Origin of the sequence: Sphingosinithalassobacter tenebrarum (genome assembly GCF_011057975.1) — a bacterium.
Classification (GTDB): domain Bacteria; phylum Pseudomonadota; class Alphaproteobacteria; order Sphingomonadales; family Sphingomonadaceae; genus Sphingomonas; species Sphingomonas tenebrarum.
Window position 1 is genome coordinate 736,915 of record NZ_CP049109.1, and the last position, 26,702, is coordinate 763,616.

25 protein-coding genes and 1 pseudogene are annotated in these 26,702 nt (G+C 64.8%); 13 read left to right on the top strand and 13 right to left on the bottom strand.

What is annotated here, in order from left to right:
• Positions 1 to 32: 32 nt before the first annotated feature.
• Complete coding sequence (locus tag G5C33_RS03735) at positions 33 to 2,354, bottom strand: TonB-dependent receptor (RefSeq protein ID WP_165325983.1); 2,322 nt, start codon at positions 2,352 to 2,354, stop codon at positions 33 to 35.
• A gap of 163 nt (positions 2,355 to 2,517) precedes the next feature.
• Here G5C33_RS03735 and G5C33_RS03740 point away from each other — a divergent pair, with 163 nt between their 5' ends.
• Positions 2,518 to 4,152: an amidase gene (locus tag G5C33_RS03740; RefSeq protein ID WP_165325984.1), complete on the top strand. Its 1,635-nt coding sequence runs from the start codon at positions 2,518 to 2,520 to the stop codon at positions 4,150 to 4,152.
• A gap of 35 nt (positions 4,153 to 4,187) precedes the next feature.
• Here the strand turns inward: G5C33_RS03740 and G5C33_RS03745 are convergent, their stop codons facing one another.
• Positions 4,188 to 4,580: a DUF4345 domain-containing protein gene (locus G5C33_RS03745; protein ID WP_165325985.1), complete on the bottom strand. Its 393-nt coding sequence runs from the start codon at positions 4,578 to 4,580 to the stop codon at positions 4,188 to 4,190.
• A complete protein-coding gene (locus G5C33_RS03750; RefSeq protein ID WP_165325986.1) occupies positions 4,577 to 5,035 on the bottom strand; it encodes a DUF2721 domain-containing protein in 459 nt (152 codons plus the stop codon). Before G5C33_RS03750 ends, G5C33_RS03745 begins: the two co-directional genes overlap by 4 nt.
• 27 nt (positions 5,036 to 5,062) lie before the next feature.
• Here G5C33_RS03750 and G5C33_RS03755 point away from each other — a divergent pair, with 27 nt between their 5' ends.
• The 3 genes and pseudogenes from G5C33_RS03755 to G5C33_RS03765 form a co-directional block, all read left to right on the top strand.
• A complete protein-coding gene (locus tag G5C33_RS03755) occupies positions 5,063 to 5,458 on the top strand; it encodes a SpoIIAA family protein (protein WP_165325987.1) in 396 nt (131 codons plus the stop codon).
• 65 nt (positions 5,459 to 5,523) lie between these two features.
• Positions 5,524 to 6,624 (top strand): GNAT family N-acetyltransferase, encoded by a 1,101-nt coding sequence (locus G5C33_RS03760; protein WP_165325988.1) that lies wholly within the window; start codon positions 5,524 to 5,526, stop codon positions 6,622 to 6,624.
• A 53-nt stretch (positions 6,625 to 6,677) separates the two neighbouring features.
• Positions 6,678 to 6,812: pseudogene (locus G5C33_RS03765) on the top strand (IS3 family transposase); the annotation flags it as partial.
• Between the two features lie 27 nt (positions 6,813 to 6,839).
• Here G5C33_RS03765 and G5C33_RS03770 read toward each other — a convergent pair.
• On the bottom strand, positions 6,840 to 8,042 hold the full coding sequence (locus G5C33_RS03770) for an MFS transporter (RefSeq protein WP_228275181.1): 1,203 nt from the start codon (positions 8,040 to 8,042) through the stop codon (positions 6,840 to 6,842).
• A gap of 167 nt (positions 8,043 to 8,209) precedes the next feature.
• Between G5C33_RS03770 and G5C33_RS03775 the strand changes: the two genes are divergently transcribed.
• Entirely contained in the window at positions 8,210 to 9,118 is a 909-nt protein-coding gene (locus G5C33_RS03775) for a LysR family transcriptional regulator (protein ID WP_228275182.1), read from the top strand.
• Here G5C33_RS03775 and G5C33_RS03780 read toward each other — a convergent pair.
• Together G5C33_RS03780 and G5C33_RS03785 are read right to left on the bottom strand one after the other, a co-directional pair.
• Positions 9,115 to 9,651, bottom strand: coding sequence for a GNAT family N-acetyltransferase (locus G5C33_RS03780; RefSeq protein ID WP_165325989.1), 537 nt, complete (start codon positions 9,649 to 9,651; stop codon positions 9,115 to 9,117). The genes G5C33_RS03775 and G5C33_RS03780 overlap by 4 nt on opposite strands.
• Before the next feature lie 88 nt (positions 9,652 to 9,739).
• A complete protein-coding gene (locus G5C33_RS03785) occupies positions 9,740 to 10,963 on the bottom strand; it encodes an MFS transporter (protein ID WP_165325990.1) in 1,224 nt (407 codons plus the stop codon).
• 157 nt (positions 10,964 to 11,120) lie between these two features.
• Between G5C33_RS03785 and G5C33_RS03790 the strand changes: the two genes are divergently transcribed.
• The 7 genes from G5C33_RS03790 to G5C33_RS03820 all read left to right on the top strand — a co-directional run bounded on the left by G5C33_RS03790 (position 11,121) and on the right by G5C33_RS03820 (position 18,577).
• Positions 11,121 to 11,996, top strand: a complete 876-nt coding sequence (locus tag G5C33_RS03790) for a LysR substrate-binding domain-containing protein (RefSeq protein ID WP_165325991.1) — start codon at positions 11,121 to 11,123, stop codon at positions 11,994 to 11,996.
• 14 nt (positions 11,997 to 12,010) lie between these two features.
• A complete protein-coding gene (locus G5C33_RS03795) occupies positions 12,011 to 12,457 on the top strand; it encodes an NUDIX hydrolase (RefSeq protein ID WP_228275183.1) in 447 nt (148 codons plus the stop codon).
• Positions 12,458 to 12,581: 124 nt separating this feature from the next.
• A complete protein-coding gene (locus G5C33_RS03800) occupies positions 12,582 to 13,091 on the top strand; it encodes a sigma-70 family RNA polymerase sigma factor (RefSeq protein ID WP_165325992.1) in 510 nt (169 codons plus the stop codon).
• Positions 13,091 to 14,056 carry a FecR family protein gene (locus tag G5C33_RS03805; RefSeq protein WP_165325993.1) on the top strand — a complete coding sequence of 322 codons (966 nt, stop codon included), beginning with the start codon at positions 13,091 to 13,093 and terminating at the stop codon, positions 14,054 to 14,056. Before G5C33_RS03800 ends, G5C33_RS03805 begins: the two co-directional genes overlap by 1 nt.
• A gap of 83 nt (positions 14,057 to 14,139) precedes the next feature.
• Complete coding sequence (locus G5C33_RS03810; RefSeq protein ID WP_165325994.1) at positions 14,140 to 16,593, top strand: TonB-dependent receptor domain-containing protein; 2,454 nt, start codon at positions 14,140 to 14,142, stop codon at positions 16,591 to 16,593.
• Between the two features lie 20 nt (positions 16,594 to 16,613).
• A complete protein-coding gene (locus G5C33_RS03815) occupies positions 16,614 to 17,144 on the top strand; it encodes a hypothetical protein (protein WP_165325995.1) in 531 nt (176 codons plus the stop codon).
• Positions 17,141 to 18,577: a PepSY-associated TM helix domain-containing protein gene (locus G5C33_RS03820; RefSeq protein WP_165325996.1), complete on the top strand. Its 1,437-nt coding sequence runs from the start codon at positions 17,141 to 17,143 to the stop codon at positions 18,575 to 18,577. The genes G5C33_RS03815 and G5C33_RS03820 overlap by 4 nt, the downstream gene beginning before the upstream one ends.
• Positions 18,578 to 18,592: 15 nt before the next feature.
• Here G5C33_RS03820 and G5C33_RS03825 read toward each other — a convergent pair whose 3' ends face one another.
• Complete coding sequence (locus tag G5C33_RS03825; protein WP_165325997.1) at positions 18,593 to 19,456, bottom strand: LysR family transcriptional regulator; 864 nt, start codon at positions 19,454 to 19,456, stop codon at positions 18,593 to 18,595.
• A 91-nt stretch (positions 19,457 to 19,547) separates the two neighbouring features.
• Here G5C33_RS03825 and G5C33_RS03830 point away from each other — a divergent pair, with 91 nt between their 5' ends.
• On the top strand, positions 19,548 to 20,012 hold the full coding sequence (locus G5C33_RS03830) for a cupin domain-containing protein (protein WP_165325998.1): 465 nt from the start codon (positions 19,548 to 19,550) through the stop codon (positions 20,010 to 20,012).
• 166 nt (positions 20,013 to 20,178) lie between these two features.
• On the opposite strand, the gene trmB is transcribed toward G5C33_RS03830, so the two are convergent.
• From trmB to lnt, 6 genes are all read right to left on the bottom strand, one after another.
• A complete protein-coding gene (gene trmB, locus G5C33_RS03835; protein WP_165325999.1) occupies positions 20,179 to 20,865 on the bottom strand; it encodes a tRNA (guanosine(46)-N7)-methyltransferase TrmB in 687 nt (228 codons plus the stop codon).
• A gap of 41 nt (positions 20,866 to 20,906) precedes the next feature.
• Positions 20,907 to 21,647 carry an EAL domain-containing protein gene (locus G5C33_RS03840; protein ID WP_228275184.1) on the bottom strand — a complete coding sequence of 247 codons (741 nt, stop codon included), beginning with the start codon at positions 21,645 to 21,647 and terminating at the stop codon, positions 20,907 to 20,909.
• A gap of 97 nt (positions 21,648 to 21,744) precedes the next feature.
• Positions 21,745 to 22,584, bottom strand: coding sequence for an EAL domain-containing protein (locus tag G5C33_RS03845; protein ID WP_165326000.1), 840 nt, complete (start codon positions 22,582 to 22,584; stop codon positions 21,745 to 21,747).
• 261 nt (positions 22,585 to 22,845) lie between these two features.
• Entirely contained in the window at positions 22,846 to 23,676 is an 831-nt protein-coding gene (locus G5C33_RS03850; RefSeq protein WP_165326001.1) for a hypothetical protein, read from the bottom strand.
• A 78-nt stretch (positions 23,677 to 23,754) separates the two neighbouring features.
• Positions 23,755 to 24,969 carry a methionine adenosyltransferase gene (metK, locus tag G5C33_RS03855; protein ID WP_165326002.1) on the bottom strand — a complete coding sequence of 405 codons (1,215 nt, stop codon included), beginning with the start codon at positions 24,967 to 24,969 and terminating at the stop codon, positions 23,755 to 23,757.
• Positions 24,970 to 25,040: 71 nt separating this feature from the next.
• On the bottom strand, positions 25,041 to 26,609 hold the full coding sequence (gene lnt, locus G5C33_RS03860; protein WP_165326003.1) for an apolipoprotein N-acyltransferase: 1,569 nt from the start codon (positions 26,607 to 26,609) through the stop codon (positions 25,041 to 25,043).
• Positions 26,610 to 26,702 lie beyond the last annotated feature (93 nt).

Consider the following 26,702-nt stretch of genomic DNA (forward strand, 5'->3'; position numbering starts at 1 on the left):
GCGGCCGGGGAAGGCCGCCGCCGACAGGGAACTCAGTAACGGACGGTGAGCTGGACGCCGTAGAAGCGCGGCTCGGCCGGAATGAAGGTCGGATAGCCGAACGCGCCACCGGTATTGCCCGCGTCGAGGAGATAGTCCTCGTCGGTAAGGTTGCGGGCATAGCCGGCGATTTCATACCGGCCCTCGGCAAGGCTGACGCCCGCGCGCAGATTGACCAGCGTGATCGGCCCCTGCGAGATGGCGATGTTGTTCGGCACTTCGAAATAGATGCGGCTGCGATGCGTGACGCTGGGCGTGGCGAAGAAATCGATGCCGTTGCCGATCGGCGCGTCGATCGAGAAGCCGGCCGATGCCTGCCATTCGGGCTGAAGGCGGAAGCGGTTGCCGGCATAGACGCCGTTCGACGCCTCGTCGTTGATGCCGCCATCGATCCACGCCGCGTTGCCGAACAGGGTCAGCCACGGAGTCGGGCGCAGCTGCACGTCGGCCTCGATGCCAAGATTGCTTGCCGAACCGGCGCTTTCGGTCAGGCTCGAGCCGACCGGCAAACCCGAAGGGTCGTTGGGATCGGTGATGTTCCGGGTGATCTGGAAGTTCGAATAGTCCTGGTAATAGACGGCGAACGAGCCCGAGAAGATCCCCGCGCTGCCCTTGATGCCGGCTTCATAGTTCCAGACGACTTCCTCGGGCACCAGGTTGGTGGTGGTCGCGCTCTGGCTCACGGTCGGCGAGCGACGGCCCTTCGACACAGTGACATAGGCGTTGACTGCGTCCGAGAAGCGATACAGCGCATTGAAACGCGGCAGCACCGCCGAGAAGCTGTCTTCCGATTCGATCGTCTGGCCGCCGGTATCGGTCTGGCCGGGGATCAGCGATCCCGGCGCGCCCGAAAGCGTCAGCAACAGGCTGTCGGGCACCGTGGCCGAAAAGCCCGACTGGCGGTCCTCGAACAGCACCCGGACGCCGGCGGTCAGTTCGAGCTGCGGCGTCGCGGTCCAGCGCACGTCACCGAACAGCGAGTAGCTGCTGTTCACGCCTTCGTTCTGATAGACCGAGGTATAGGGAATTTCAGTGAACGCGCCGCCGGTCAGCAGCGCGGTGGCCTGCGCCGCCGACACCGAACCGTCGGGCGCGATGCAGCCCAGCCCCGGTATTAGCCCGGCCGAGCACTGCAGGAAGATGCCTTCCTCGCTCGAAAAGGGTACGCGCTGGAAACTGTCTTCGTGGAAGAAATTCCAGCCGAAGCTCGCGCGGACATGTTCGTCCTCATAGGCGAAGCGCGATTCATGGCTCGCCTGCCAGCCCTGCGCGTCTTCGGTGAATTCCAGATACCAGGCCGCCGTGCCGTCGGCGTCGAAGACTTCCTGGCTGTCGAATTCGCGATAGCCGTTGACCGTCGTGAAGTTCCAGCCGTCGGCGAAATCATAGCTGGCGGTCAGGTTGATGTCATAGACTTCGCGGCGCAGGCCCAGGTCGTCGCTGCCCAGGATCGCTTCGGAAATGCCCGCGGGGGCACCCGACAGATTGGCGTCGCCGAACGGATCGGCCGGACCCGAAGCGGTCGGGAAATTGCCCGAGATGAACGGCGTGCCGCCGTTGCGCTGCTGGTCATAGGTGCCGATGAGATCGACCGTCAGATCGGTGGTCGGCGTGAAGCGCAGCGATGCGCGCAGGCCGAACTGGTCCTGCGAATACAGGTCGTCCTGCCGGTTCGACAGGTTGTTGACATAGCCGTCGCGCTTTTTCCATTCGCCGGCGATGCGGCCCGCGATCACATCGTTGCCGATGTTGATATGGCCGCCCAGCATCGTTGCGTCGTAATTGCCGTATCCGCCGGTCAGCTCGGCCGAAACGCCCGGCTTGGGGCGCGCCGAGATGATGCTGATCGCGCCGATCGTCGAAGCGGTGCCGAACAGAGTCGCCTGCGGGCCCTTGATCACTTCGATCCGGTCGACGTCGTAGATCGCCTGATACGAACCGCGCGAGCGCGAAATGTCGATGCCGTTGTAATAGAGCGTAACGCGCGCCGCCTGCTGCGAGGAGCCGCTGTCCGATGTGATGCCGCGGATGACGATGCCGGGATTGTTCGCGCTCTGCTCCTGGATGTTGAGGCCGGGAACATAGTTGGAAAGCTCGTCGAGGTCCGACACGCCCAGATCGCGCATCCGCTCGCCGGTCACGGCCGAAAGCGTGACGGGCACGTCGATCAGCCGCTGCTCTTCCTTCTGCGCGGTGACGATGATCTCGTCGTCCCAGGCGACGGGCGCGGTCTGCGTCGCGTCCTGTGCCCAGGCGGCGGGTGCGGTGCCGACCAGCAGGGCGGCGGTGGCGGTACGGATGGCGATGTGGTTCATGGATGCGTCCCCCTTGTTTCCTGGCGCGCCCATGAGCCGGGTGTGTTGCGCCCGCGCGAAGCTTTGATGACGGTTTCGCTGCAAACGGTGCTGCGCCGCGTCAAGCTTGTACGGGCAACCATTTCTGCATAGCGTCGTGACAAATCGGCCACGGGGGACACGCATGCTGAAATTGTTGCCGGCACTGGCTCTGGCGATCGGTGCGCCGCAGGATGTGCCCCCGCCGCCGCAGGATGCAAGTGTTTCGACCGCCGCCGCCGCGCAGGCGCCCGCGCCGCAACCGTTCGACATAACTGAAATGTCTGTCGCGCAGCTGCAGGCGGGGATGGCCGACGGCAGCCTGACCAGCGAAGCGATCACGCGCGCCTATATCGCGCGCATCGCCGAAATCGACCGCCAGGGTCCGACGCTGCGGTCGGTGATCGCGGTCAGCCCGGACGCGATCGCGCAGGCGCGGCTGCTCGACGAGGAGCGCGCGATGGGCCGCACGCGCGGGCCGCTTCACGGCATTCCGGTGCTGGTGAAGGACAATATCGAAACCCGCGAACTGCCGACCACGGCGGGCAGCCTCGCGCTCGCCGACAACCGCACCTATCGCGACGCGCCGGTGGTGGCGCGGCTGCGCGACGCGGGGATGGTGGTGCTCGGCAAGACCAACCTGTCCGAATGGGCCAATATCCGCTCGACCGCTTCGATGAGCGGGTGGAGCGCGGTCGGCGGGCTGGTGCGCAATCCCTATGCGCTCGATCGCACCGCCTGCGGCTCATCGAGCGGATCGGGCGTCGCGGTGGCGGCGAGCCTGACCGCCGTCGCGCTCGGCACCGAAACCGACGGATCGGTGGTCTGCCCCGCGTCGATGAACGGCATTGTCGGCCTCAAGCCCACCATCGGGCTGGTCAGCCGCACGCATATCGTGCCGATCAGCCACAGCCAGGATACGGCCGGACCGATGGGGCGGGGCGTGCGCGACGTTGCGCTGCTCTTTTCGGCGATGATCGGGACGGATCCCGCCGATGCGGTGACTGCGGACGCCGATTCGCACCAGCGCGACTATGCCGCGAACCTGTCGCCGCGCGCGCTGCAGGGGGTGCGGATCGGCGTGCTGCGGCCCGACATGTCGGCCGATCTCGAAGCGAAATATGACGAAGCGCTGCAGCAGCTCGTGGCCGCCGGCGCGGTGCTGGTCGAAGTGACGCCGCCCGATCATCCCGATCTCGACGAAGACGAGTTCCACGTTCTGCTGGTCGAGCTGAAGGCCGATCTCGACGCCTATCTGGCGACGACGCCGTCGACCGTGACGACTCGGACGCTGGCCGAGGTGATGGCGTTCAACGAAGACAATGCCGAGGCCGAAATGCCCTATTTCGCGCAGGAAATCTTCGCGATGGCCGCCGATACCAGGGGGCTGGACGACGAAGGCTATCGCGCCGCGCGCGAGCGATCGGCGCGCATGAGCGGGCCGGAAGGGATCGACGTGATGCTGGCGCAGGGCGATGTCGCGCTGCTGGTATCGCCCACCTACGGCCTGCCCTGGCTGAGCGATCCGGTGCATGGTGACCAGTTCGACGGCCCGTCGGCGAGCATGTGGCCGGCGGTGTCGGGCTATCCGCACCTCACCGTGCCGATGGGGCTGGTCCACGGCCTGCCCGCCGGGCTGAGCTTTATCGGCACCGCCTATAGCGAAGCGACGCTGCTCGAAGCGGGCTATGCCTATGAGCAGCAGGCGCAGGCGCGGGTGGTGCCGGAATATCTGCCGACGGTCGATGCCGGGGCGGGAATTGAGGGAGTGTTGCCTTAGCGCTAATTCCTCCCCGAGCTCGTCTCGGGGAGGAATTAGCTGCGTCTCGCCACGCGCGCCTGCCACAGCATCAGCAGCGGGACGACGCCCAGCTCCATGACGAGCCCGGCGGCATGGCCCGCCGAGGGCAGGCCGATGCTCAGTGCCGACACCAGCCGCGCGAGGCCGCCCGCGACGACCATCGCGCCGAGCAGCCGGAACCGCCCGCCGTTGCGCTCGATTCCCGGGATGCAACTCGCAAAGGCGATTCCGAGCGCCAGGAAGATGCCCGAAAGATAGCGGAAATGGCTGTCGAGATCGGCGGGCACTTCGCCCGGAGTCAGCCATGCGGCGCCGCGCACGATGCCGATACCCGCCGTGACCAGCGGCACCGCCACCGCGACGCACAGCGCGGCCTGCAGCAATCGCCGTTCCGCCGCGGGGGTCACGTATCGTGTTCGAGCAATTCGCTGCGGATGCGGATCGCGCCGAGCGACATCTGCACTTCGACCAGGAAATGCACCAGCCCGGCCACCAGCAGCAGCATCGACGTGATGAAGGCGCTGGCGACGAAAACGCCGAAATGCAGGTCGATCAGTTCGGAAACGAACATCAGCGCGACGACCAGACAGATCGCGATCGCGCTCGACACGCACAGGAAGATCGCGCGGTTGATCACCGAAATGCGGCGATTGATGAGCCGCAACTCCCGGACTTGGCGGTCATGCTCGACGCCGATCGAATCGGAATGGAGCTTCTCGATCGTCCGCGCGCGATCGACGATGCGCGCCAGCCGTCCGACCATTACATTGAGAATCCCGCCGATCCCGGCGAGCAGGAACACCGGAGCGACTGCCGTGCGAATCGTTTCGGCCACGGTAGAAAGATGCGGAAAGCTTTCCATTTCCGTTCGTTATGCCTCATATCGTCAATGCTGCAAGCGAAGGATGGGCTATTGCTGACGTTCGACAAGGACGCGACTGCCGGAGTGATCGAATTCACCGTCGACGGCGAGATCGGCGCCGGCGAATATGACGCCGTGATCGCCGCGCTCGAGGAACAGATCGCGCGGCACGGCCGGGTCAGCGTCGTCGAAGTGATCAGGAGCTTCACCGGCATGGCGCCGTCGCTGTGGTGGAAGGACGTGACCTGGGGTTTCAGTCATCTCGACTGCTTCGCCCGCGCTGCGGTGGTCACCGACCGCGGCTGGATCGGTCCGGTGTCGCGCGCGGTCGGCGCGCTGATGCCGGCGGAAATCCGTGCGTTTCAGCTTGAGGAAATCAATGCCGCGCGCGAATGGGTGCGCGAAACCCCGCCCGGCGAATAGGCCGCGTCGCCGCGCAGGCAAAACGTCCACGGCTTGGTAACCGCTTTGCCGTACCAGAGGCGGCGATGACCAGGGCCATGCCGCTATCCGAATTTCCAAAGCTGCCGCCGGCGCTGTCGCTGGAGGTGGTCGAAGGGCTGTCGGCGGCGATCGATACGGTCGCCGAACGCGCGGCGCCGACGCATCGCTTCCTGCGCTATGGCTGGTTCGCCGCCGCGCTTGCCGCCTATGGCGGGCATGCGCGGACGATCCTCGCCTTGCGCGAGAACGAGCCGGTGGCGGCGCTTCCGCTGATCGCGACCGGCCCCGAATGGCTGCGACTGGCGAGCGTGCCGGGTTGCTACTGGCCGTTCCGCAGTTTCCCGATTCGCGAGGATGCCGGCGCCGAATGCACCGAATTGCTGCTCGACCGGCTGGGGCGGGAAGTGAACGCGCTGCGTATCGGCCCGGTCTATGACGGCGATCCGGGCCTGGAGATGCTGCGCGCCGCGGCGGCCGCGCGCGGCTGGACCGTGATCGACCGGACAATCGCGCAGAGCTTCCTGCTCGATATGGGCGCGCTGCGCGCCGAGGGCACCTGGCCGCGCAGTTCGACGCTGCGCAGGAACCGCAATCACGAAAAGCATCTCGGTGAAATGGGCGCGCTCGACTGGCGCTTCGTGTCGGGCCCGGCATGGAACGAAGCGGTGTTCGACGATCTCGCCGCGATCGAGGAGAAGAGCTGGATCGCCGAACGCACCGACGGCAGCGACGCCAAGTTCACGCGTGAGGGGCACGGCGCCTTCTGGCGCGCGGCAGCCGCCGATCCGGTGCTGGCGCAGATGATGGCGGCGGCGGTGCTTACCATCGGCGGCGAACCGGCGGCCTTTTCGTTGGACGTCAATGCAGGCGACCTGAAATATGCGGTCGCCAACAGCTATGATCCGCAGTTCGGCAAGCATTCGCCGGGGAAACTCCTCTATTACCGCAATCTCGTTCAGGCGCTCGATCACGGCATCAGGCGAGTCGACTGGGGCGCGGGCGACAGCGGCTACAAGCGCGTGGTCGGCGCGCAAGGCGGTCCGATGATCCGCGACTGGCTGTTCGTGCGGCCCGGCCCGCCGGGCATGGCGGCGAAGCTGGCGCGCGGCCTGTGGCGGCGCAGCGGGAACGACGTGGCGGACTGAGGAGGATACTCCCTTCCCAAATCATCCCCTTGTCATCCCGGACCTGATCCGGGGATCTGCGCGACAAGCTGCGCGAGCTGGCCTGCCCGCGGGGGCGGTTCGGATATCGACGTTTGCATATCCTGCTGCGCCGAGAGGGGGCGATGATCGACTGCGAGAAGACCCGGCGAGCGTATCGTTGGGTAGGCACATTGCGCCCAGGATGCCTGCATCGCTCATCCCGGGAAACCGTGGCGGCGCGCGTTGAGGGCTACGGCGAAACAGATGATGAGCAATGCGATCATCGTCGGGGCAAAGGCTCCGGCGCCGAACCGATCAAGCAGCACCCCGCCGATCACGCCTCCGCCGGCGATCGCCATGTTCCATGCCGTGACCAGCATCGATTGCGCGAGATCCGCCGCCGGCCCGGCCGTTTTCGCACTCGCGGTCTGAAATAGCGTGGCGCAACCGCCGAAAGCCAGCCCCCATAGAGCGGTGGCACCGTAAATGGCCAAGGGGCCATCGCCTCCGATCCAGAAGGCGATGGACGCGAGACCAAAGAGCATGGTGCTCCCAAGTGTCAGTGCGCGCAGCCGGCGATCGATCAGAACCCCGACCACCCAGATGCCGATCAGCGACGCAATGCCGAACATCAGCAGGACCGTATCGACCTGTTCCTCGATCCCGGCACCGGCCAGAAACGGGGCGATGTAGGTGTACAGAATATTGTGAGCGACGACGAAGGTGAGCACGACAAGAAGCACCGGGCGGATCCCGGGGCGCATGAGGACGCTCTTTACCGATCGGCGGGCAGATCCGGGCTCTCCCGCGAAGTCCGGCACGGTGGCAAGCACCCAGACGAGGAGAATGACGGTCATGCCGCTCATCAGTCCGAAACAGGCTCGCCAACCGATCCATGCCCCCAGGAAGGTGCCTGCAGGTACCCCGAATGAGAGCGCCAACGGCGTGCCGGCCATTGCAATCGCGATTGCCCGCCCCTTGAGATGCTCCGGCGCCATGCGGGCGGCATAGCCGGCGGCGAGCGCCCAAAGCAGGCCGGCCGAAATTCCGGCGATGAAGCGCGCGACCAATGTGAGCGTATAGTCCGGTGAAACGGCCGTGATCGTATTGGCCACAAGAAAGCCGGCAATCGCGGCGAGCAGAAGCGGGCGGCGGCGGATACCCTGTGTAAATGTCGTGAGGGGAATCGCGGCGACAAGCGAGCCGACGGCATAGACCGTCACGAGCTGCCCGGCGGCCGCCTCCGACACACCGAGGCCGCTGCTGATCAGAGGCAGCAGCCCCGCGGGTAGCGCCTCGGTCAGAATGGTGATGAACGCCGCCAGGGAAAGCGCCAGCAAGCCACCCCAGGGGAGATGGTCTGACGGGCGCGATATTGCGCCGGTCTGCATGGCTGCAGAAGGCTGCGGGCTCTTCATCCTCCCGCTCATGACGTCAGGGACCTGTCGATCACGGCACGGGCGGAGCGGAAAGCGGGGGACATAGGCACCTCATCTGAGCATTGCACGCAGCTCAAATGGCAGGATGCTCATTGCGGAAAAACAGGCTGTAATTCCGATCAATTCGGACTAAACTGTCCGCTATTATGACCCAAGCGATGGAGAGCCTCGGCTCGCTCGGCGTTTTCGTCCAGGCGGCGGAAGCATGCAGCTTCACCCTGGCTGGTCAGCGGCTGGGCATCTCCTCATCCGCTGTCGGCAAGGCCGTGGCGCGGCTGGAGCAGCGGTTGGGCGTCAGGCTGTTCCATCGCTCGACACGCGCCATAACGCTCACGCCGGAAGGCCGCATGTTCGTTGTCCGTTGCCGCCATATCCTGCGCGAGATGGAGGCGGCGGAACTGGAATTGTCGCAGACACAGGAGGCGCCGACCGGAGTGCTTCGTGTCAGCATGCCGCTGGTCGGGATGCTGATGATGCCGACGCTTGCGGCGTTCCTGGAGGCTTGGCCCGATATCGAGCTCGATATCGATTTCACCGATCGGGTCGTCGACGTGATCGAAGAGGGGTTCGATGCGGTGATCCGCACGGGTGAAGTCAGCGATTCACGGTTGATGACACGCACGCTCGGAAACGTCCGCTTCAAACTTGTCGGCACCCCGGCCTATTTCGAGCGCTACGGGATTCCTGGCGATGCGACGGACCTCACCGGCCATCGTTGCCTGCTTCACCGCTATCCTTCGACCGGCAAGCTGGAGCGATGGTTCTCGGGCGATGGTGCAGGCGTTGCGGTGGACAGTTTGCCGAAGGCGGCCGTCTCGAATGCTATCGAGCCTCTGCTGGAAATGACGAAGTCCGGGCTGGGCATCGCTTGCCTGCCGGACTTCTCGGTCAATGCGTATCTTGAACAGGGCAGGTTGATCAGTGTGCTCGAGGATGCGGTAAAGCACTCGGCGACGTTCCGGCTTCTCTGGCCCTCGAACCGCTTTCTATCTCCCAAACTGCGGGTTTTCCTGGATTATCTGACGAAAAATCTTTTCCCCGCCGCTGCGCGCTAGGCGCATTGGGAATCGGCATTGAGAGCAGACCAGTCCTCTCTCAGAATGCCCATGATGCAGGTGTCCCAGCGCTCGCCATCGACCAGGGCGGAGGCACGGCGGTTGCCTTCCAGCGTGAGGCCCAGCTTCTCATAGGTTTTGATGGCCACCGAATTCCACGCGTAGACATTCAATTCGACGCGCTCGATCGTTTCGAAGCCGAAGGCATGCTCAACGACAAGGCGCAGCATCTGGCTGCCCTTTCCCTGCCCCCGCATCTGCGGAGCGATGACCACGCGCGACAGCGTCGCATTGCCGTTGCGCCAATCCAGGGCGAGCTGGATGTGCCCGACAAATTCGCCGTCCTCCTGGGCCATCCAGCATAGCCGGTTAGGAGGATTCGTCTTTCCTTCGTCGAGCATCGCCTGAAGCATTTGGGCGGTGAGAGGATAGCTGACGACTGGCCCGCCCCACTGCACGGCTTCGACTTCATTGGTGAACCAGCTGCAGACGAGATCGAAATGCTCAGGGCTAAACGGGACTAGATGGATCATGGCAATTCTTCATATTCAGGGAGGGGAAGGGCGATCAGGCTGAGCGGCTAAGGGAGAACCGGGGGCGGAAAAGCAGGGTCTCCATCGGCTAGGCCGCCGGTCCGGGCGTCAGGGGGCGTTCCCTGACGAACAGGTGCAGCACTGCCGAAAGCGCGCCGAGCAGTATCGAGACGCGCCAGACCAGCGCGTAATTGCCGTAGTGATCATACCAGTCGCCGGCGAGCCAGACGCCAAGGAAGCTGCCGAGCTGATGGCTGAGAAACACGAATCCGAACAGCGTGCCCATCACGCGGGGTCCGAACATCGTCAGCACCAGCGCGCTCGTCAGCGGCAGGGTCGAAAGCCACAGCACTCCCATGCCGAAGGCGAAAATCATCACCGATGGCGGCGTGACCGGCTGGCTGATGAATGAAAGAATCACCAAGGCCCGGAAGGCGTAGATCGCTGACAGAATGTAGGGCTTGGGAAAGATCATGCCCAGCTGTGAGGCGAGAACCGTGCCGAGGATATTGGCCAGGCCGACCATCGATAGGGCCTTGAGGCCGAACGCGCGCAATTCCTCCGGCGACATGCTGGTGCCGGTGCAGAAATGCTCCACATAATTGGGCAGGTGGGCGGTGATGAAGCCGAGATGGAAGCCGCAGACGAAGAAGCCCGCGTTCAGCAACAGGAAGCCGGGATGCCGGAAGGCGGAGACGACCGTGCCGACAAGCGCGCTCGGATCGATGCGGTGGCTTTCGCCGCTACTGTCACCTTGGGCGGCTTCGGCCCGCAGATAGGGAATGCACAGGGCCACAGGCGCAAGCATCGTCGCGAGGGCGAGCATGGCCAGCCGCCAGTCCAGCCATTCGATGAGCCACGCAGCCGCGAGCGGTATCACCACCTGTCCCGCCGAACCCAGAGCTGACGCGATGCCGAGATAGAGGCTGCGCTTTTCGACGGGTGCGGCCCTGCCGACCACCGCCAGGACAATGCCGAATGCCGTGCCGGAGATGCCCATTCCGATCAGCAGCCCGGCGCCCAGATGCTGGGCCAGTGGTGTCGTCCCGAGCGCGCAGACGACCATGCCGACGGCGTAAAATCCAAGGCCGATCCACAAGGCACGGCGATCGCCATAGCGGTCGGCAATCAGGCCGAAGGCGGGCTGCGCGAGGCCCCAGACGAGATTCTGGATCGCGATCGAGAATGAGAAAATCTCAATCCGTCCGCCAAACAGATCGTTCGAGAGCGGTTCGACGATACCGCCGAATACCGAGCGGACCCCGAAGGCGAGCGCCAGTATCACCCCGCCGGCGAGGATGACCGGCGGCATCGAGTGCCTGTGCGGCGGGGATGTCTCGTCGATGACTGGCAACGCGCGTTGTGCTCCCGGATTGGCGCAGCGGAGGCTGGAACTTGACCGCTGCGTAGCACGCACCTATCAATTCGAATAACGAATGTATTTGAATTGTGAGTTCATAGATTCGAAAATGACGGCGTCGTTCGACATTGACTCTCTGCGTGCCATCGTCGCCGGGGCGGACCTGGGCAGTTTCTCGCGCGCGGCGGTGCAATTGGGGCGCTCGCAATCGGCGATCAGCATGCAGCTCAAGAAGCTTGAGGAGCAGGCGGGCGCGCAACTGTTCGTGCGCAAAGGCAGGGGGCTCGTTCCCACCGCCGCCGGCGAGGCGCTGATCGCCTATGCCCGCAAGATCGTGGACCTGAATGACGAAGCGGCGCTCGCTTTGGGTGCTGCCACGACCACCGGCGTCGTGCGTCTCGGATTGCCGCAGGATTTTTTCGAGGATGTCATGCCGGCGACGCTCACTGCGTTTTCCGGCCGGTATCCGACCGCGCAAGTCGATATCCGGGCCGGTCAAAACCACAAGCTTGCCGAGGAGATCGCCGCTGGCAGGCTGGACGGCGCCATCGTCTATTGCGACGCGGGTTCCGGGGGCGAAGGGGAGCTGCTCTGCACCTTGCCGATGCGCTGGCTTGCCCATGAGAGCTTCGGACGCGCTGGGGCGGCGCCCGTGCCGCTGGTGATGTTCGACCACCCCTGCCTGTTTCGTAAAGCGGCGCTATCCGCCCTGGACCGTGCCAGACTGCCGTGGCGCGCGGCGGTGACAACCCCCAGCCTTTCCTATGTCTGGGCCGCACTCCGCTCGAAGCTTGGAATAGCGGTACGCACTGCGCACGGGGTTCCGCAGGATATGGTCTGCGTCGATGGCCGGTTCGGCCTTCCCGATCTGCCTCCGATCGAAATCCGGCTGCTCACCTCGCAAACCGCCTCGTCTGCCGCGCGGGATATGTGCGAAATCCTGCGGGAAGAGGCAAATCGACGGATCGCGCCGGGCGGAGAATAGAAGGCCTTTCTGAAGTGGAAAAGCAGCACATCATGACAGACCGGCCAATCGCGGCGACCATCGCCGTTGTTCTTCGGGAGGGGCGGATTCTTCTGGTTCGTAGGGCGAATCCGCCGGATGCCGGGCGGTGGGGCTTTCCCGGCGGGAAGATCGAATCCGGCGAAACCATCGAACAGGCCGCGATTCGCGAACTGTACGAGGAAACCGCGATCCGCGGCGAAGCAGTGGAGGTATTCACGGCTGTCGATGCCTTTGATCATGATGAGCATGGCGGGCTTCGTCGGCACTTCATCCTTGTCGCCGTGCTGTGCCGATGGTGTTCCGGCGAAGCTGTTGCCGGTGATGACGCGCTTGAAGCCGAATGGTTCGATCTTGAGGCGCTGGGTACGGCCCGCCTTGCCCTGAGCCTGAACGTCGGCGAGGTCGCTTTGCAGGCGGCTGCCATTAGCCAAACAGGCTGAGCCGAAGCGCTATCGTCTCCCTCCCAGCCCTTTGTTGAAAATCATTCGCATTTGCGTTATGCGGCGGAGCATATTTGCTCGACGACGAAGAACCATGATCGCCGGGTTATGATCAGGGGGTTTCATGCGGGCGCATCGGCCAGCCGGCGACATCGAACTGCTATATTCAGATCATGCCGATTGGCTGCGGGCCTGGCTCGGGCGCCGGACGCGTTGTGCGCAGCGCGCGGCCGACCTGACGCAGGATACATTCTGCCGCCTGCTGGAACGTCCGGCTCAGCCGATGCCTTCTGCGCCGCGTGGATTTTTGGCGACCGTGGCCCGTCGCCTGCTGATCGACGATATCCGCCGTCGCGAGATCGAGCGGGCCGTGCGCGATGCCTTTGCTCTGACTGAGGGAGCGTATGACGCCATCACTCCCGAAAGAACTATCGAAGCGGTACATCTTCTCGATGCGATCATTCGCTTGCTGGACGCGCTGCCCGAGCAGGCGCGGCAGGCGTTTGTGTTGCGCCGCATCGAAGGCCTGAAGCAAGACGAGATAGCTGCGAGGCTGGGCATTTCCCTGAGTACGGTCAAGCGCCATATCGCGCTTGCCTATGCGCATTGTTATGCCCTTGCCGAAGCCGCTTGATGGCTGACACCTACAACAAACAGGCTGTGATCGACCAGGCCGCCCGATGGGCGGCAATGATCGATGCAGGCGACATGACCGAGGGCGAACGCGCCGAGTGTGAAACCTGGTGCGCAGCCGACCCCGGCCACCGTGAGGTGTTGGAGCGGATGCTGCGTTTTCATGATCGGGTGGATCAGGGCGGAGCTGTCGAGAAGACGGCCCTGCGCAAGCTGCTGAGCCAGCGGGCCAATGCCCGCCGTGTCGGCGGGGCGACGTTGCTGGCGCTGTGCCTTGCCGTCGCCGGCTGGCTGCTCCTGCGCGGGCAACCCGCCGACGCGCCCGCAATCGCCTATCACACCGGGCGCGGAGAACAGCGCATAGTCGAACTGGATGACGGCAGCCGCCTGACGATCGATACCGACGGCTCGGTCGATGTGACGCTGACCGCCGATCGGCGGCGGGTTCATCTTCACAAGGGCCAGGTCTTTGCGGAAGTCAGCAAAAACCCGTCGCGTCCTTTCATCGTGACCACAAAGAATGGCAGTGCCACTGCCCTGGGCACGGCCTTTGCCGTTCGACAAACCGGATCGGCGAGCGTCGTCACGGTAACGCAATCGCGTGTGCGCGTGTGTCCGGGCGATGCGCCGCAGACGGACACGCGCTGCCTGGCATTGTCCACCGGACAACGTGCGCGCATGACCTCGGCTGCCGTTACGCGCCTGCCAGACATCGACCCGGAGCTCGCCATGCTCTGGACCAAGGGGTGGCTCGAAGCGGACGATCTGGAAGTGTCGGCGGTATTGCTGGAACTTGGCCGCTACAGCGCCATACCCATCCGTTTCGAAGCAGGGCGACTGGCCGGGCGCCGTGTGACCGGCAGCTACCCTCTGACCGATATCGACCGGGCACTGGAGGGCCTTGCGCGCACTGCGGATCTGGATGTGCGGAAGGCGGACAGCGAAATCGTGATCACCCCGCGCTGAACTTTTTTGAGCCGTTTGCGGATCTCGTCCGTCCCGCTGGTGAAAGCGGATCACGGAACACGGATTACAAGAGGCTCACACCAATGCACCAGTTCGCACGAACACTCTTCCACGCCACGGCGCTTGTCGCCCTGGCCAGCGCCGGGGCAACGCTCTCGGCTCAGCCGGCATCGGCGCAGACGGGCGCGCAAGTTCGGCTGAATATCCCCGCCGGGTCGCTGGGTTCGGCGATCGCACGCCTGGGCAGGCAGGCAGGTGTCATGATTACAGTGGACCCCGATCTTGTGCGGGGCAAACGGACGCGTGGCCTGCGCGGCACCTATTCGGCGCGTCAGGGTCTTGATGCGTTGCTGCGTGGCAGCGGGCTTGTCGCGCGGCCGGACGGGAAGGGCGGCTATATTCTGGCTGCTGCGCCAGCGCCTCGGCCGGCAGCGCCGCAGACGTCCGAGGCTTGGTCCCCGGCGCCATCTGCGGCGACACCATCGGAGCGCAGGGCGCCGACGGAAATCATCGTAATCGGACAAAAGGTGGAGCGCACATTGCTCGACACGCAGGCCAGCGTGGCTGTGACAACGGCGCAGGACATCCGGGAAAGGGACCTCACCAGTTTCCGCGAAGCGTTCCGCACCATGGGTAATGTCATGGACGGCGACTGGCTGGACACCGGCTTCATCATCCGCGGGGTCAATTCCGAGGGGTTGGTGTCGGGGGCGCCGCTCGCCGCGCTCTATGTCGACGGTGCCGAGCAGTCCCGGATGGGAACCCGGCGCGGTGCCCGCGGACTGTGGGATGTGGAACAGGTGGAAGTGTATCGCGGCCCGCAATCCACTTTGACGGGCCGGGCCGCGATGGCTGGGGCCATTTATGTCAACACGCGCGACCCCGGCTATGACTTTGACGCCGCCGCCCGGCTGAGTGCCGGTGAGCTCGAAACCCGCGAAGCCGCTATCGCTCTTGGCGGTCCCTTGGTGGAGGATGTGGTGGCGGTTCGCTTCGCGGCCGAATATCAGCGGCGCGACAGCGAAGTGAACTATCCCGATTTCGAGCAGTATGACCGCTATGGGAAGCTGGTCGAGGATGAATATTACCAGCTTCGCGGTAAAGTGCGGCTCGATCCGCTGCCCGGCCTGACAGCCAATTTCTCACACGCCTACAGCTACGATTCCCCGGCCTATGACGATATTGGCGGGCCGGGTCTGGGCTGGGATTTCGCCGATCGGCGCGGCGACTTCAATGCGCCTTACTATCAGGAAGTGCGCAGCACGAAGAACCATTCGAGTGCGTCACGGATCACCTATGAGCTGTCGCCCGAGATCATTCTGTCGTCCATCACCGCGCTGGTGAACACCCATTCCGATCGCGGATCGGTCAATGCCGGAACGGCCGGCGAGACGCTCGTAACGACCGGTGGCGAGAAGGACCGCGTATTCACACAGGAGCTGCGCCTCAACTATGAAGGCGCCAGCGGCATTCGCGGCGTTGCGGGTCTCTATTACAATTTCTCGCGCACCCGCGCCGATCGGAACATAACCACCCCGCGCGGCGCCACGACACGCACCGACGACAGCACGTTGCTCAATCGTGCCCGCAACTATGCGCTGTTCGGCGAAATCACGGTGCCCGTCGTCGACAGGGTCAGTCTGGTCGCCGGGGGGCGCATCGACCATACGGATATGCTGCTCGTATCGCATCTGACGCGCAGCTACGCCGATAATTCGCAGCCCGTTTCCAATGTCGATTACGACGGAACGCGGGACGAGACCGAATTTCTGCCCAAGCTGGGCCTGGACGTGGCGCTGTCGCCGGAAACCAAGCTGGGCTTCGTCTTCCAACGCGGCTGGCGCCCCGGCGGCATCACGCGAGACAGCGACGGTGTCGTGATGACCTTCGGCCCCGAGAAGGCGACGACGTATGAAGGCTCGCTGCGGCACGATCTGGGTCCGGCGGGGACCGTTGCGCTCAACATGTTTTATACCGACTGGACCGACCAGCAGATCCAGTTCGATACGGTGAATGCGGACGGCAGCCGGACACGAATCGTCGCCAATGCGGGCAAGTCCCGTCTTTATGGTGGCGAACTGGAAGCGAAGCTGACCCCGCTTCCCGATGTTTCCGGCTTTCTGTCGGTTGGCTATGTGAACACGCGTTTCACCGATTTCCAGGCGGCCGATCTGGGGGACTTTACCGGCCTCTCATTTCCGCAGGCACCCGACTGGACGGTCGCCGCGGGCGTCGATTATCGTCCCCGGCAGGGCTTCTTTGCCGGTGCCGATGTCAAATATACCGGCACCTTTCTGGCGCGCGACATGCAGAACGCGCCGATCGACGAGCTTGGCGATTATCTGATCGCAAATATCCGTGTCGGCTACGCACTGCCCAATGTCTCCCTGATGGTGTTCGCGGAAAACCTGTTCGACAAGCAATACTACACGTACTTCGACCGCACCGACTATGGATATGGCGGCGGCGAACAGGATTATTACGCCACTATGGGGCGCTCCCGCGTCATCGGAGTGACGTTGCAAGCACGGTACTGATGCCGCCGCTTCCCGTCGCCTTGTCGGCGCTCGGCCTGACGGGCTGCGTCCTGGCGCTGCGGCTCGCATGGGCGCAGCCGCAGCGGCGGGCGCTATGGTTGTGCGCCGCGGCGATCGCATTATTCGCCACGGTGTTCTTCGCTCTGCAGGCGACAAGTGCGGAACTGGCAGTCGCAACGCTTTCGGTTGCCGTGTCCGTGCCGGCGCTCGGTTTTGTGGTCGCCAATGCGACGCGACGCCCGCGCGTCAGCCCCAAGGCGCGCGTTGCGGCGGTTGACGATCCGATGGCGTCGACGCGGTTGGCCTTGCGCTGGGCGAGCGCAGGGCTGTGCGCGCCGATCACGGCTGCCGCGGCAGCCGCAGCCGCAGCGATCTGGCTTCCCGGCGGCCCGGATCTGCGCATGATTTCGGCGATCCTGCTGTTCCCGCTGCTTTGGGCAGCCTTGGGAGGCTGGGCTCTCGGCAGCGCGAAACCTGCGCACCTGTCAGCCGCGATGGCGCTAGTCGCAGGGATTGTCGCCCTCGCCATAATTGCTCGGAACATCCAATGAATGTTTCCCGCCTGATCGCCCAGTCCCTGCGGGCGCATTCGCTCTTGGGGCTGGTGCTGGGCGCGCTCATGTATCAGGTCTGCCTGACCGGCACCGTCAGCATGGTCGCGCCGGAGTGGAAACGCTGGGAACAGCCCGCCGCGCCGCGGGTCGCGGCAGGCGATGCGCGTGCTTTCGCGGCAGCGCTTGCGGCAGGTGTCGAGCAGGCAGGCGATCCGAACGCCACCGTAATGGTCTTTGGCCCGACAGACGATCTGCCGCGCATGCGCGTTCGCGTGCCCGGCGTGCTGGACAGCTGGACCGATCCCGAAGGGACGCCGGTGGCCCCGGCTGTCACCCCGTGGACGACCTTTCTCGTCAGCCTGCACGACAGCCTGCATCTGCCGTTTCCCTGGGGCCGTCTGCTGATCGCGATATCGGGCGTTGCGCTGCTGGGTGCGATCGGAACGGGGGTTCTGGCCCATCGCCGGATATTCAAGGATGCCTTTCGGCTGCGCCTCGGCGGTTCGCGGCGGCTGGAGGCTGCCGACCTGCACAACCGGATGAGCGTGTGGGCGCTGCCCTTCCATACCGCCATCGCGCTGACCGGCGCGGCGCTGGCGCTTGTCGCGATTGCCTGGCCGCTATTGGGGTCTCTCGAGAAGGATGCGGGCGAACTTTACGGCCCGCCCGCGGCGGCGGCTCCGCAGGTAGCGGAAACGCCGCCGGACATTGCCGCGATGATTGACGATGTCGAACGACGGACGGCGCCGGCAAAGGTGAACTTCCTGCTGGTGCAGCGTGCCGGCAGCCCGGACCCGGTTATCGAAATCGGCACGGACGCCCCCCGCGATCTCGCCAATGGCGAAGCCTGGTATCCGACCGGGGACGGCAGCGATTTTGTCAAAAGCGGCTTCACCGACGGCAGTGCGGGCAAGCAGATACAGGCTGCGCTTTATCCGCTGCATGTCGGCAAATTCGGCGGGTTGCCCATGCGCCTGCTCTATGTGCTCCTGGGGCTCGCATTGTGCTGGATCACCGCCACCGGCATGACCATCTGGTTCGAACGGCGGCGATCAAAGGGACGGCACTCCGCCATTCTCGAACGGCTCTGGTGTGCGATATTGTGGGGCCAGCCGCTCGCGCTCGCCACATCGGCGCTGATCGCGGCGATGGGCCTGATATCGCCCGCAGAGGCCTATGCCGGGATAACGCTCCTCACCTTGCTGGTCGCGGCCCCGCCACTCAAATTGCCGCGCCTCTCGATGGGATTGCGACTGCTCACCTTGACCGCGATTGCTGCGGCTTGCGCTATCCAACTCGCGGCGTTTGGCTGGACGGCGGCGGATCCGCTGGCCCGTTGGATGAACGTGTCTCTGCTGGCCGCATCCCTGATTATTTGTGCCGGATTGGTGTGGCAGCGGATCCGGTCGAAGTCTGTTTCGCCCGCGTAAAGCCAGCGCCGCCTGTCAGAACTGCGAAGACAGCATATCGGCGAAGGCGCGGACACGCGGCAGGATATCGGCGCGGCTGGGGAAGGTCAGCACCAGCCGGGTGGCGACAGCGGTCTTGTCTTCAAGACATGTCACGACCGTTCCGCTCTCAATCGCCTCTGCACACATCCCGGCGGGAAGGAGCGCAGTACCGCACCCGCTTAGTACCAGATCGCGAAGCAGAGCCAGATTGTCGGCAGTCACTTCTGCCGGTGGAAGCTGTTCGTTCCCCAGAACGGTGCTTTCCAGAAATTTTCGCAGATCGGATGCGGGGGAGAGAAACCGGTCGATCTCGCCGATGGATCGGGGCACGCCCGTATCGCCGACGCGGTCGCGGCTGACGCAGAACCGCCAGTGAATATTCTGAAGCGGGCGCTCCACTCTGTCCTGGTTCCCTCGATTGCCCATACGGACCGCCAGGTCGAAATTGTCATCGATCAGGTCTGCCGTGGTGCTGGACATCATGATCTGGAAGCGGACCGCGGGATGCATTTCCCGAAACTCCGTCACGGCCCCTGCCAGAAAGCTGGCGGGGAAGTCAGCCGGGGCCGCGATCCGTATCAGCCCGCGCAACTCTCCCGGACGCCCCCGAACATTCTCCAGCGCGGTGAGCAGGGTCTGAAGTCCGCTTGCCGACTGATCGAACAGCCTTTGCCCGTCATCGGTAAGTGCAAAGGATCGCGTGGAGCGCTTCATCAGCCGCGTGCCGAGTTCGGTTTCCAGCGTCTTGATGTGCAGGCTGACGGTCGATCGCGGCATTTCCAGCCGCTCCGCCGCAGCGGAAAAGCTGCCTGCGCGCACGACTTCCACGAATGTCATCACCGGATCGAGTCTGGGCATTATTCAGAATCCTGAACAATGATGGCAGGATTTACTGCCTTACATGACCAGTTTCGGGTGTCTAGGTCAGGCTGGCAGAAAGGAATTCATCATGACAGTCGATCGTGACGACACACCCTGCCGCAGCGGCCTTTTAACCTCTCAGGGCCAGGCCTGCTTCTCGGGGATCACGGCAGACAGCCTGCTTGGCGGCGGCGATGCGCCATGCACGGTGATGGCGATGACCGTTGAAACAGGGCTTGGCGCACCGGCGCATATCTCTTTCGACGAGGATAAAGTCTTCCACGTCACTGACGGCGCGTTGCTGTTCCTGATCGGCGAAGACCGGGTGCGCGGGGAAGCGGGCGACCATATCCTTGTGACGAAAGGAGTGACGCACGGTTTTTCAGCACTTGGCGAAGGTCCGGCCCGAATGACGCTGGTGTCGACACCGAGCCGCCATGATGGCTTCTTTCGCGCGCTGTCCGACCTTTCCGTGCCGCACGACCCCGGCGAAGTGGCGGCAGTCTGTGAACGATTCCATCAGGCAATTGTCGGGCCGGTGGTGCAACCCTGATCCACCATCGCCGCACGCTTCGACCTTGATTTTGTGGATCAAGGGGAATTCCTCAGCGAACCTTCCGCAGCTGCTTTCCTGCAATCGCCGAAGCGGAAAAGCCGCCAAGAGACCGCTGGTCTGGCGCAGCAAGGATCAGAAAAGAGCTATACAAATCAACGCTATACTACGACTCGGCGCGCTTCCAGCGGAAATACCACACCTCATGCCCCTTGCGGCGCGCCTTGCGTTCGTAGCGCGTCTCCGGCCAGTCGGCGGGGCGATTGAGGAAGTCGCCCGCGCTTTCCGCCTGCCAGGCGAAATCGCGGCGCGCGTTCATGATCATCATCGACCAGCGGCAATAAGTGGGATCGTCGGTGCCGAGGCGGAATTCGCCGCCGGGCTTCAGCTTCGCCGCGATGATGTCCATCGGGCCGTGGTTCATCATCCGGCGCTTGGCGTGGCGCGCCTTGGGCCAGGGGTCGGGGTGGAGCAGATAGACGCGCTCCATGCTCGCATCGGGAAAGCGTTCGAGCACTTCCAGCGCGTCGCCCATATGGATGCGGACATTGGCGAGATTCTCTTCGCGGACATGGCCGAGCGCGCCGACGACGCCGTTGAGGAACGGCTCGCAGCCGATGAAGCCGTGGTCCGGCCGCATCGCCGCCTGCCCGGCGAGATGCTCGCCCGAGCCGAAGCCGATTTCGAATTCGAGCGGGCGCGCGTCGCCGAACAGGGTCTGCGCGTCGAGCGGCCCTTCTTCGGGCACGCTGACCTGCGGCAGCAGTTCCTCGACAAGCGCGGCCTGGCCCGCGCGCAGCTTATGCCCCTGACGGCGACCGTAGAGGCGGCGAATGGTGGTAGGATCGGACACGGCGCGCCTGTTAGCGCGCGCGGCGGCTTCGCGAAAGCGGGTCAGCCCGAAAAGGGGCGCGGCAGGCGGCCGACGGCGGGCCGGGCGATATGATAGCCCTGCTGATAGCGTATGCCGAGCGAGCGCAGCTTGTCCGAATCGCTGCGGTTTTCGACGCCTTCGGCCACCAGCCTTATACCGAGGCGATGCGTGACGGTTGCGATCTTCTCGACGATCAGCCGGCGCGACCAGCTGCTCGAAAGATTGCGCACCAGCTGGGGATTGAGCTTGATCATATCGGGCGTGAAGCGTCCGAGCAGACCGAGGCCGTCGGCATGCGAATCGAAATCGTCGAACGACGTCATCATTCCCATGCGGCGATAGGCGGAGATGGTATCTGCCATGCGCGAACTGTCGAGCCGGTCAAGGCCGCTGAATTCGAAGATCAGCCGTTCGGGCGGCAGCCCGGTTTCCTTCGCCGCCTCCAGTGTTGCTTCGCTGTCCGCCATCGGATCGGAAATCACATCGGGCATGAAATTTATCGCAAGGCGCGCGCTGGTGGCGCCGATCCCGGCCTTTACGGCCTCGCGGATCGCAGTCACGCGGCATTTCTGATCGAAAGCATAGCGTTGTTCTGGCGTCACGGCGGCGAGAATCGCTTCGGCGCCTTCGCCCGTCGGACCGCGCACCAGCGCCTCATAGGCGAAGATGCCTCCGCCGACGACATCGACGATCGGCTGAAACGCCATCGCCAGATCAAAGTCCGGCGCATATGCCTGGGGGCAGATGGGCTCGGCCTGCAATGCGCAACTCCTTCGGCTTCTCATGATGCATTAATCATAGAGGGATTCGCGGAAGGGGAGTCGCCCCAGGCGCGGATTCATCCCTCGTCGCGCGGCTTCAGGCCGGGAGCGGCATTCTGAGCGGCTCGGCGGCGGGCACGGCGTGGCCAGCCGCACGGTGATGATGCTGCAGCCGGCGATGCGCGGCACCGATCTCGCGACGGACGAGCGCGGCATTGGCGCGGCGCGGGGTGACCGCGCGGCCAAGCCCGAAGGCGGGTTCGTCGCACAGCAGCGGCTGCGCGAAGCGCGCGCTCGCCGGGGCGATCCAGTCGCCCGCGACATGGCGGATACCGGCGGCGTGCAGCGCGGCAAGCTCGGCGGGGGTCTGGATCCCGGGCGCGACTACCGACACGCCGATCCGCGCCGCAAGGCGGACGACGCCGTCGAGGATGCCGCGGCGCGCCCCGCTCGTCTCGATGCGGCGGACCAGCGCGGGATCGAGCAGCACGAAGCGCGGCGTGACGCGAGCGAGCAGCCGAATGGCTTCGGGCGCGGCGGCGAACCCTTCGAGCGCGACGGCGATGCCGCGGCGTTCGCACCCCGCGACCAGCTGCGCGGCGCCCTCGTCGCCGGTATCGATCGCCACGATCAGCGCGTCGCTCGGCAGCTGATGGACCAGCGCGGCGCGGAACACGGCGTGGAGCAGTTTCTCTGGAGTATCGCCCCGCCCGGCGAGCGGCAGGAGCAGCGGGGCTTCGGCACCGGCGAGTCCCGCTGCGGCCGCCGCGTTCACCGCCGCTTCGGCGACATGCGCCTCGGTGATCGCGTTGCCGCCCGCGGGGCAGCGGAGCACCAGCCGATGCGCCGCCGGCTGGGCGGTTTCGGCGTCGACGATCGGCTGGAAGGCAAAGCAGGCGCGGTCGGTGTCGGGGCGCGAAGTCGAGTAAGCGTACATGGGCAACTCCTCCTGTTAACGCTTTGATAAGGGTTAACGGGAGCGATTCGGAACTACGGGCGGACTCCTATTGGGTTCTTCCGCATACGGGGAATCCCAGGGCCCGATTGCCCGCCGACGCGCTTTGTCGCGCGAATCCGTGCGTTGGTTGGCGCGGATCGCGGGACGTGAGGAAAGCGAGCGTTTCTCGGTTTCCGGCAAGGCCTGCGACGTTCCCGTTTCATTCCGTCGCGTGATGGCGGAGCGGTGGGCGATCGGGAGTCACTCTTCTCCGTCGGACAGCGCGAACGGGGTGATATGGCCGTCGCGAATCAGCCATGTGCGGGAGTTTTCGGTGGTGGCGACGACGAGCGGCATGCCGCTCGCCAGCGCGGTGAAGACGTGAATCTCGGTCGGCGTGGGATCGAGCAGATGCGTGACCCCCATCATCCCCGACGCGCGCTGGACTTCGGATTGCGGCGCTTCGAGCGTGAGGCAGCTGTTGGCGAAGCGGCGATACTCGGCAAGCGTGCCGTCCGGGGCGATGTCGAAGCGATAATGGCCGCCCGCGGCATAGCTGCGCGCCGAAGGCTGCGGCGTGAGCAGATAGACCGAAACCGGCGCGTCAGGCGTATCCGGCGGGAGCACGACGAAATTGGGGTTGTCGCGCGAGCACATCGACACGCGTTCAGCGATCGCGGCCTCCAGCGCCAGATCGCGCGCCGCGATCATCCCCAGCAATCGCGGCGAAAGGCTGCGGTCCTCGTTGTCAGAATAGACATGGCTGGAAACCAGCCGGGCCCCCTCGAACCGGGCGCTATAAACCGCGCGTGGCGTTTCTGTGTCGCGATCGTAAAAGAACAGTCGGGGCGCCGCGACCGGCCCCTCGACGACATAGCCGCCGATGCGCGAGCCATAGTCGGGGACTTTTTCGACCATGTCGTCGGTGCCGTGCCAGGCGGCCTGATCATAGGCGTAGATCAGATGCCCGCGCCGCTCGGCGTCGGCGATCGCGGCCTGTTCGTCCACGGAAACCGTCTGCTGCGCCGATGCCGGCGGCATGGCGACCGGCGTGGCGGCTAGCGCCGCCAGCAACAACAGCAATTTGCGCATCGATCAGCCCCGTCGCGATCCTGTGTCGCGCGGGAGCGTACAGGGCGTTGGCGGTTGCGCCAACGCCCCGTTGCGCGATCAGGCGATCGCCGCCTTGAGGTCCTCGACCAGATCGGTGCGTTCCCAGGGGAAATAATCGCCCTCGGCGGTGCGGCCGAAATGGCCATAGGCGGCCGTCGCGGCATAGATCGGCTTGTTGAGGCCGAGATGCGTGCGGATCGCGCGCGGCGTGAGGCCGCCCAGCTTTTCGATCTTGCCGATCGCTTCCTCGATCTTCTCGTCGGTCACGCCGTCGGCGCAGGTGCCGTGCGTGTCGACATAGAGCGACAGCGGCTTCGACACGCCGATCGCATAGGCGAGCTGGATCGTGCAGCGCTTGGCGAGCTTGGCCGCGACGATGTTCTTGGCGAGATAGCGGGTGATGTACGCCGCCGAACGGTCGACCTTGGTCGGGTCCTTGCCGCTGAACGCGCCGCCGCCGTGCGGCGCCGCGCCGCCATAGGTGTCGACGATGATCTTGCGGCCGGTAAGGCCTGCGTCGCCGTCCGGTCCGCCGATTTCGAAGCTGCCGGTGGGGTTGAGGTGATATTCGGTCTTGTCCGAAAGCAGCTCGGCCGGGATCACGTCGCCGATCACCTTTTTCACATAGGCCTTGAGCTCGGCTTCCTTCTCGCCCTTGTCATAGCCCGGGGCGTGCTGGGTCGAGACGACGACGGCGGTGCAGGCGACCGGCTTGCCGTCCTTGTAGCGCAACGTCACCTGGCTCTTGGCGTCGGGCTCGAGGAACGGCGCGGCGCCCGAATGGCGGTCGGCGGCCATGCGCTGCAGGATGTTGTGGCTGTAATAGAGCGTGGCGGGCATGAGGTCCGGCGTATCGTCGATCGCATAGCCGAACATGATGCCCTGGTCGCCCGCGCCTTCATCCTTGTTGCCCGCGGCATCGACGCCCTGGGCAATGTGCGCCGACTGGCCGTGGAGATGGTTTTCGAAGGTCAGCGTTTCCCAGTGAAAGCCTTCCTGCTCATAGCCGATTTTCTTGACCGTCTCGCGGACCGTCTTTTCGATCTCGTCGAGCGCGCCCGGCGCCCATTCGCCGTTTTCATAAACGCCCTTGCAGCGGATTTCGCCGGCAAGCGCCACGAGCTGAGTCGTGGTCAGCGTTTCGCAGGCGATGCGGGCTTCGGGATCCTTCGACAGGAACAGATCGACGATGGCGTCGGAAATCTGGTCGGAGACCTTGTCGGGATGGCCTTCGGACACCGATTCGGACGTGAAGATGAATTCGGAACGCATGGATTTCCTCTGGCTGTGAGAGCGGCGGGTTGGCCCCGGTTCGCGATATAAAGAATTTGTTATATGAGCCTCTAACGCCCCAGCCGCCGCATGGCAATGGCTGTCGCCGCCATCAGTGCGGCGATGAGGAAGGCCATGACGTTGCCCAGCCGCGAAAACAGCGTCGGCGCGTGCGGTGCGGGCATATCGGTGACGATCGTGCCTGGTTCGCCCTGCGGAATCGCCACGCGGACGGCGCCGTTCGCATCGATCACAGCCGAAATCCCCGTCGGAGTGGCGCGCAGGATCGGCAGCCCTTCCTCGATCGCGCGCAGCCGCGCCTGCGCCAGATGCTGCGGCGGGCCCCAGCTTCCGAACCAGGCGTCGTTAGAGGGATTGAAGATCACGTCCGGCCGGTTTTCAGGATCAACCACCTGACCGGAAAAGATGATTTCGTAACAGACCTGCGCGCCGATATCGCCGAAGCCGGGGACGTCCAGCGTCTCCGGGCCGGGGCCGGGCAGGAAATCGATTTCGCCCATCACCAGTCGGGCAAGGCCGAGCGGCTCGAGCAGCCCGCGCATCGGCAGATATTCGCCATAGGGGACCAGATGCGCCTTGTCGTAGCGGCCGTGGAGCTTGCCGTCGGAGCGCACGACGAACACCGAATTGGCGGCGCCTGACGCGTGATAGCCGTCTTCGGCGAAGAACAGCGCATTGCCGCTGACCAGCGCAGCATCGTTCGGGCCGAGCTGCGCGGCGATGCGGCGGCGGACCATTTCGGACGTACCCTGCCAATACCAGTCGGCGGGATAGCCCGGCTCGATATAGTAATTGACCATGCCTTCGGGCCAGACGATCAGTCGCGGCGCATCGCCCGGCTGGCCGGTCAGCCGGAGCAGTGTCGAAAAGACGCGTTCGGGATAATCGGGATCGCTGACGCCTTCCTGCCCGATATTCGGCTGCACGACGACGACCTGTGGTGCCCCGGGCGGCGGAGTGTCATTTGGACGCGTGTTCACGATCTCGGTACTCGAAACCGTGCCGATCAGGCCCAGCAGCGGCAGCACCACTGCAGTCGCGGCGGCAGGCACCCAGCGGCGGTGGAACGCCAGCAGCAGCGCGCCGGAAAACAGCACCGTCAGACCCGAAAGCGCATAGGTGCCGACTAGCGCGGCGGCGTGCGGCACCACCGGGACGGGTAGCCAGGCGGCCGCCAGCGGGTTCCACGGATAGCCGGTGAACAGCCCCGCGCGCAGCCATTCGGTGACGATCCACGCCGCCGCGAATGCGAGCACATAGACCGGTCCCGGCCGCGTCTCGTCGGCGTGCCGCCCCAGCTTCCACGCCAGCCCCGCCGCCAGCGCGGGGTAGATTGCGAGATAGAGCGAGAGCAGCACGACCGCGAAATAGCCGAGCACGGGCGGCATCTTGTCCTGAAAGTCGAAGGCGTGCTGGATCCAGTTGTTGCCGACCGTGAAATGGGCGACGCCGAACACCCACCCGATCAGCATCGCCCTTTTCAGATTCGGCGCGCGATGGACCAGCGCAAGCAGCAGCGCGAGGCTGGCGAGCAACAGCGGCCAGAGATTGAGCGGCGCGAAGCCGTCGGGCGAAACGAGGCCCGCGACCAGCGCGAGCAGCAGGGGGCGGCGAAGCATAGCGCGGGACTTAGCCGATCCGCGCGGACAGGGGGAGGCGGCTTTTCGACCTCCGGTTTTTCTGGGAGAGCCGGGCGACAGGCGTTAGGATGC

What these genes read in the sequence shown, in the direction of transcription:
- metK (WP_165326002.1), bottom strand. Translation starts at nt 24,969, where the DNA reads ATGCGTTCCGAATTCATCTTCACGTCCGAATCGGTGTCCGAAGGCCAT.
- G5C33_RS03790 (WP_165325991.1), top strand. Translation starts at nt 11,121, where the DNA reads ATGACGGCGTCGTTCGACATTGACTCTCTGCGTGCCATCGTCGCCGGG.
- lnt (WP_165326003.1), bottom strand. Translation starts at nt 26,609, where the DNA reads ATGCTTCGCCGCCCCCTGCTGCTCGCGCTGGTCGCGGGCCTCGTTTCG.
- G5C33_RS03750 (WP_165325986.1), bottom strand. Translation starts at nt 5,035, where the DNA reads ATGGAAAGCTTTCCGCATCTTTCTACCGTGGCCGAAACGATTCGCACG.
- G5C33_RS03775 (WP_228275182.1), top strand. Translation starts at nt 8,210, where the DNA reads ATGACCCAAGCGATGGAGAGCCTCGGCTCGCTCGGCGTTTTCGTCCAG.
- G5C33_RS03805 (WP_165325993.1), top strand. Translation starts at nt 13,091, where the DNA reads ATGGCTGACACCTACAACAAACAGGCTGTGATCGACCAGGCCGCCCGA.
- G5C33_RS03770 (WP_228275181.1), bottom strand. Translation starts at nt 8,042, where the DNA reads ATGAAGAGCCCGCAGCCTTCTGCAGCCATGCAGACCGGCGCAATATCG.
- G5C33_RS03760 (WP_165325988.1), top strand. Translation starts at nt 5,524, where the DNA reads ATGACCAGGGCCATGCCGCTATCCGAATTTCCAAAGCTGCCGCCGGCG.
- G5C33_RS03825 (WP_165325997.1), bottom strand. Translation starts at nt 19,456, where the DNA reads ATGCCCAGACTCGATCCGGTGATGACATTCGTGGAAGTCGTGCGCGCA.
- G5C33_RS03785 (WP_165325990.1), bottom strand. Translation starts at nt 10,963, where the DNA reads ATGCCGCCGGTCATCCTCGCCGGCGGGGTGATACTGGCGCTCGCCTTC.
- G5C33_RS03820 (WP_165325996.1), top strand. Translation starts at nt 17,141, where the DNA reads ATGAATGTTTCCCGCCTGATCGCCCAGTCCCTGCGGGCGCATTCGCTC.
- G5C33_RS03735 (WP_165325983.1), bottom strand. Translation starts at nt 2,354, where the DNA reads ATGAACCACATCGCCATCCGTACCGCCACCGCCGCCCTGCTGGTCGGC.
- G5C33_RS03740 (WP_165325984.1), top strand. Translation starts at nt 2,518, where the DNA reads ATGCTGAAATTGTTGCCGGCACTGGCTCTGGCGATCGGTGCGCCGCAG.
- G5C33_RS03850 (WP_165326001.1), bottom strand. Translation starts at nt 23,676, where the DNA reads ATGCGCAAATTGCTGTTGTTGCTGGCGGCGCTAGCCGCCACGCCGGTC.
- G5C33_RS03810 (WP_165325994.1), top strand. Translation starts at nt 14,140, where the DNA reads ATGCACCAGTTCGCACGAACACTCTTCCACGCCACGGCGCTTGTCGCC.
- G5C33_RS03800 (WP_165325992.1), top strand. Translation starts at nt 12,582, where the DNA reads ATGCGGGCGCATCGGCCAGCCGGCGACATCGAACTGCTATATTCAGAT.
- G5C33_RS03845 (WP_165326000.1), bottom strand. Translation starts at nt 22,584, where the DNA reads ATGTACGCTTACTCGACTTCGCGCCCCGACACCGACCGCGCCTGCTTT.
- G5C33_RS03830 (WP_165325998.1), top strand. Translation starts at nt 19,548, where the DNA reads ATGACAGTCGATCGTGACGACACACCCTGCCGCAGCGGCCTTTTAACC.
- G5C33_RS03780 (WP_165325989.1), bottom strand. Translation starts at nt 9,651, where the DNA reads ATGATCCATCTAGTCCCGTTTAGCCCTGAGCATTTCGATCTCGTCTGC.
- G5C33_RS03755 (WP_165325987.1), top strand. Translation starts at nt 5,063, where the DNA reads ATGCTGCAAGCGAAGGATGGGCTATTGCTGACGTTCGACAAGGACGCG.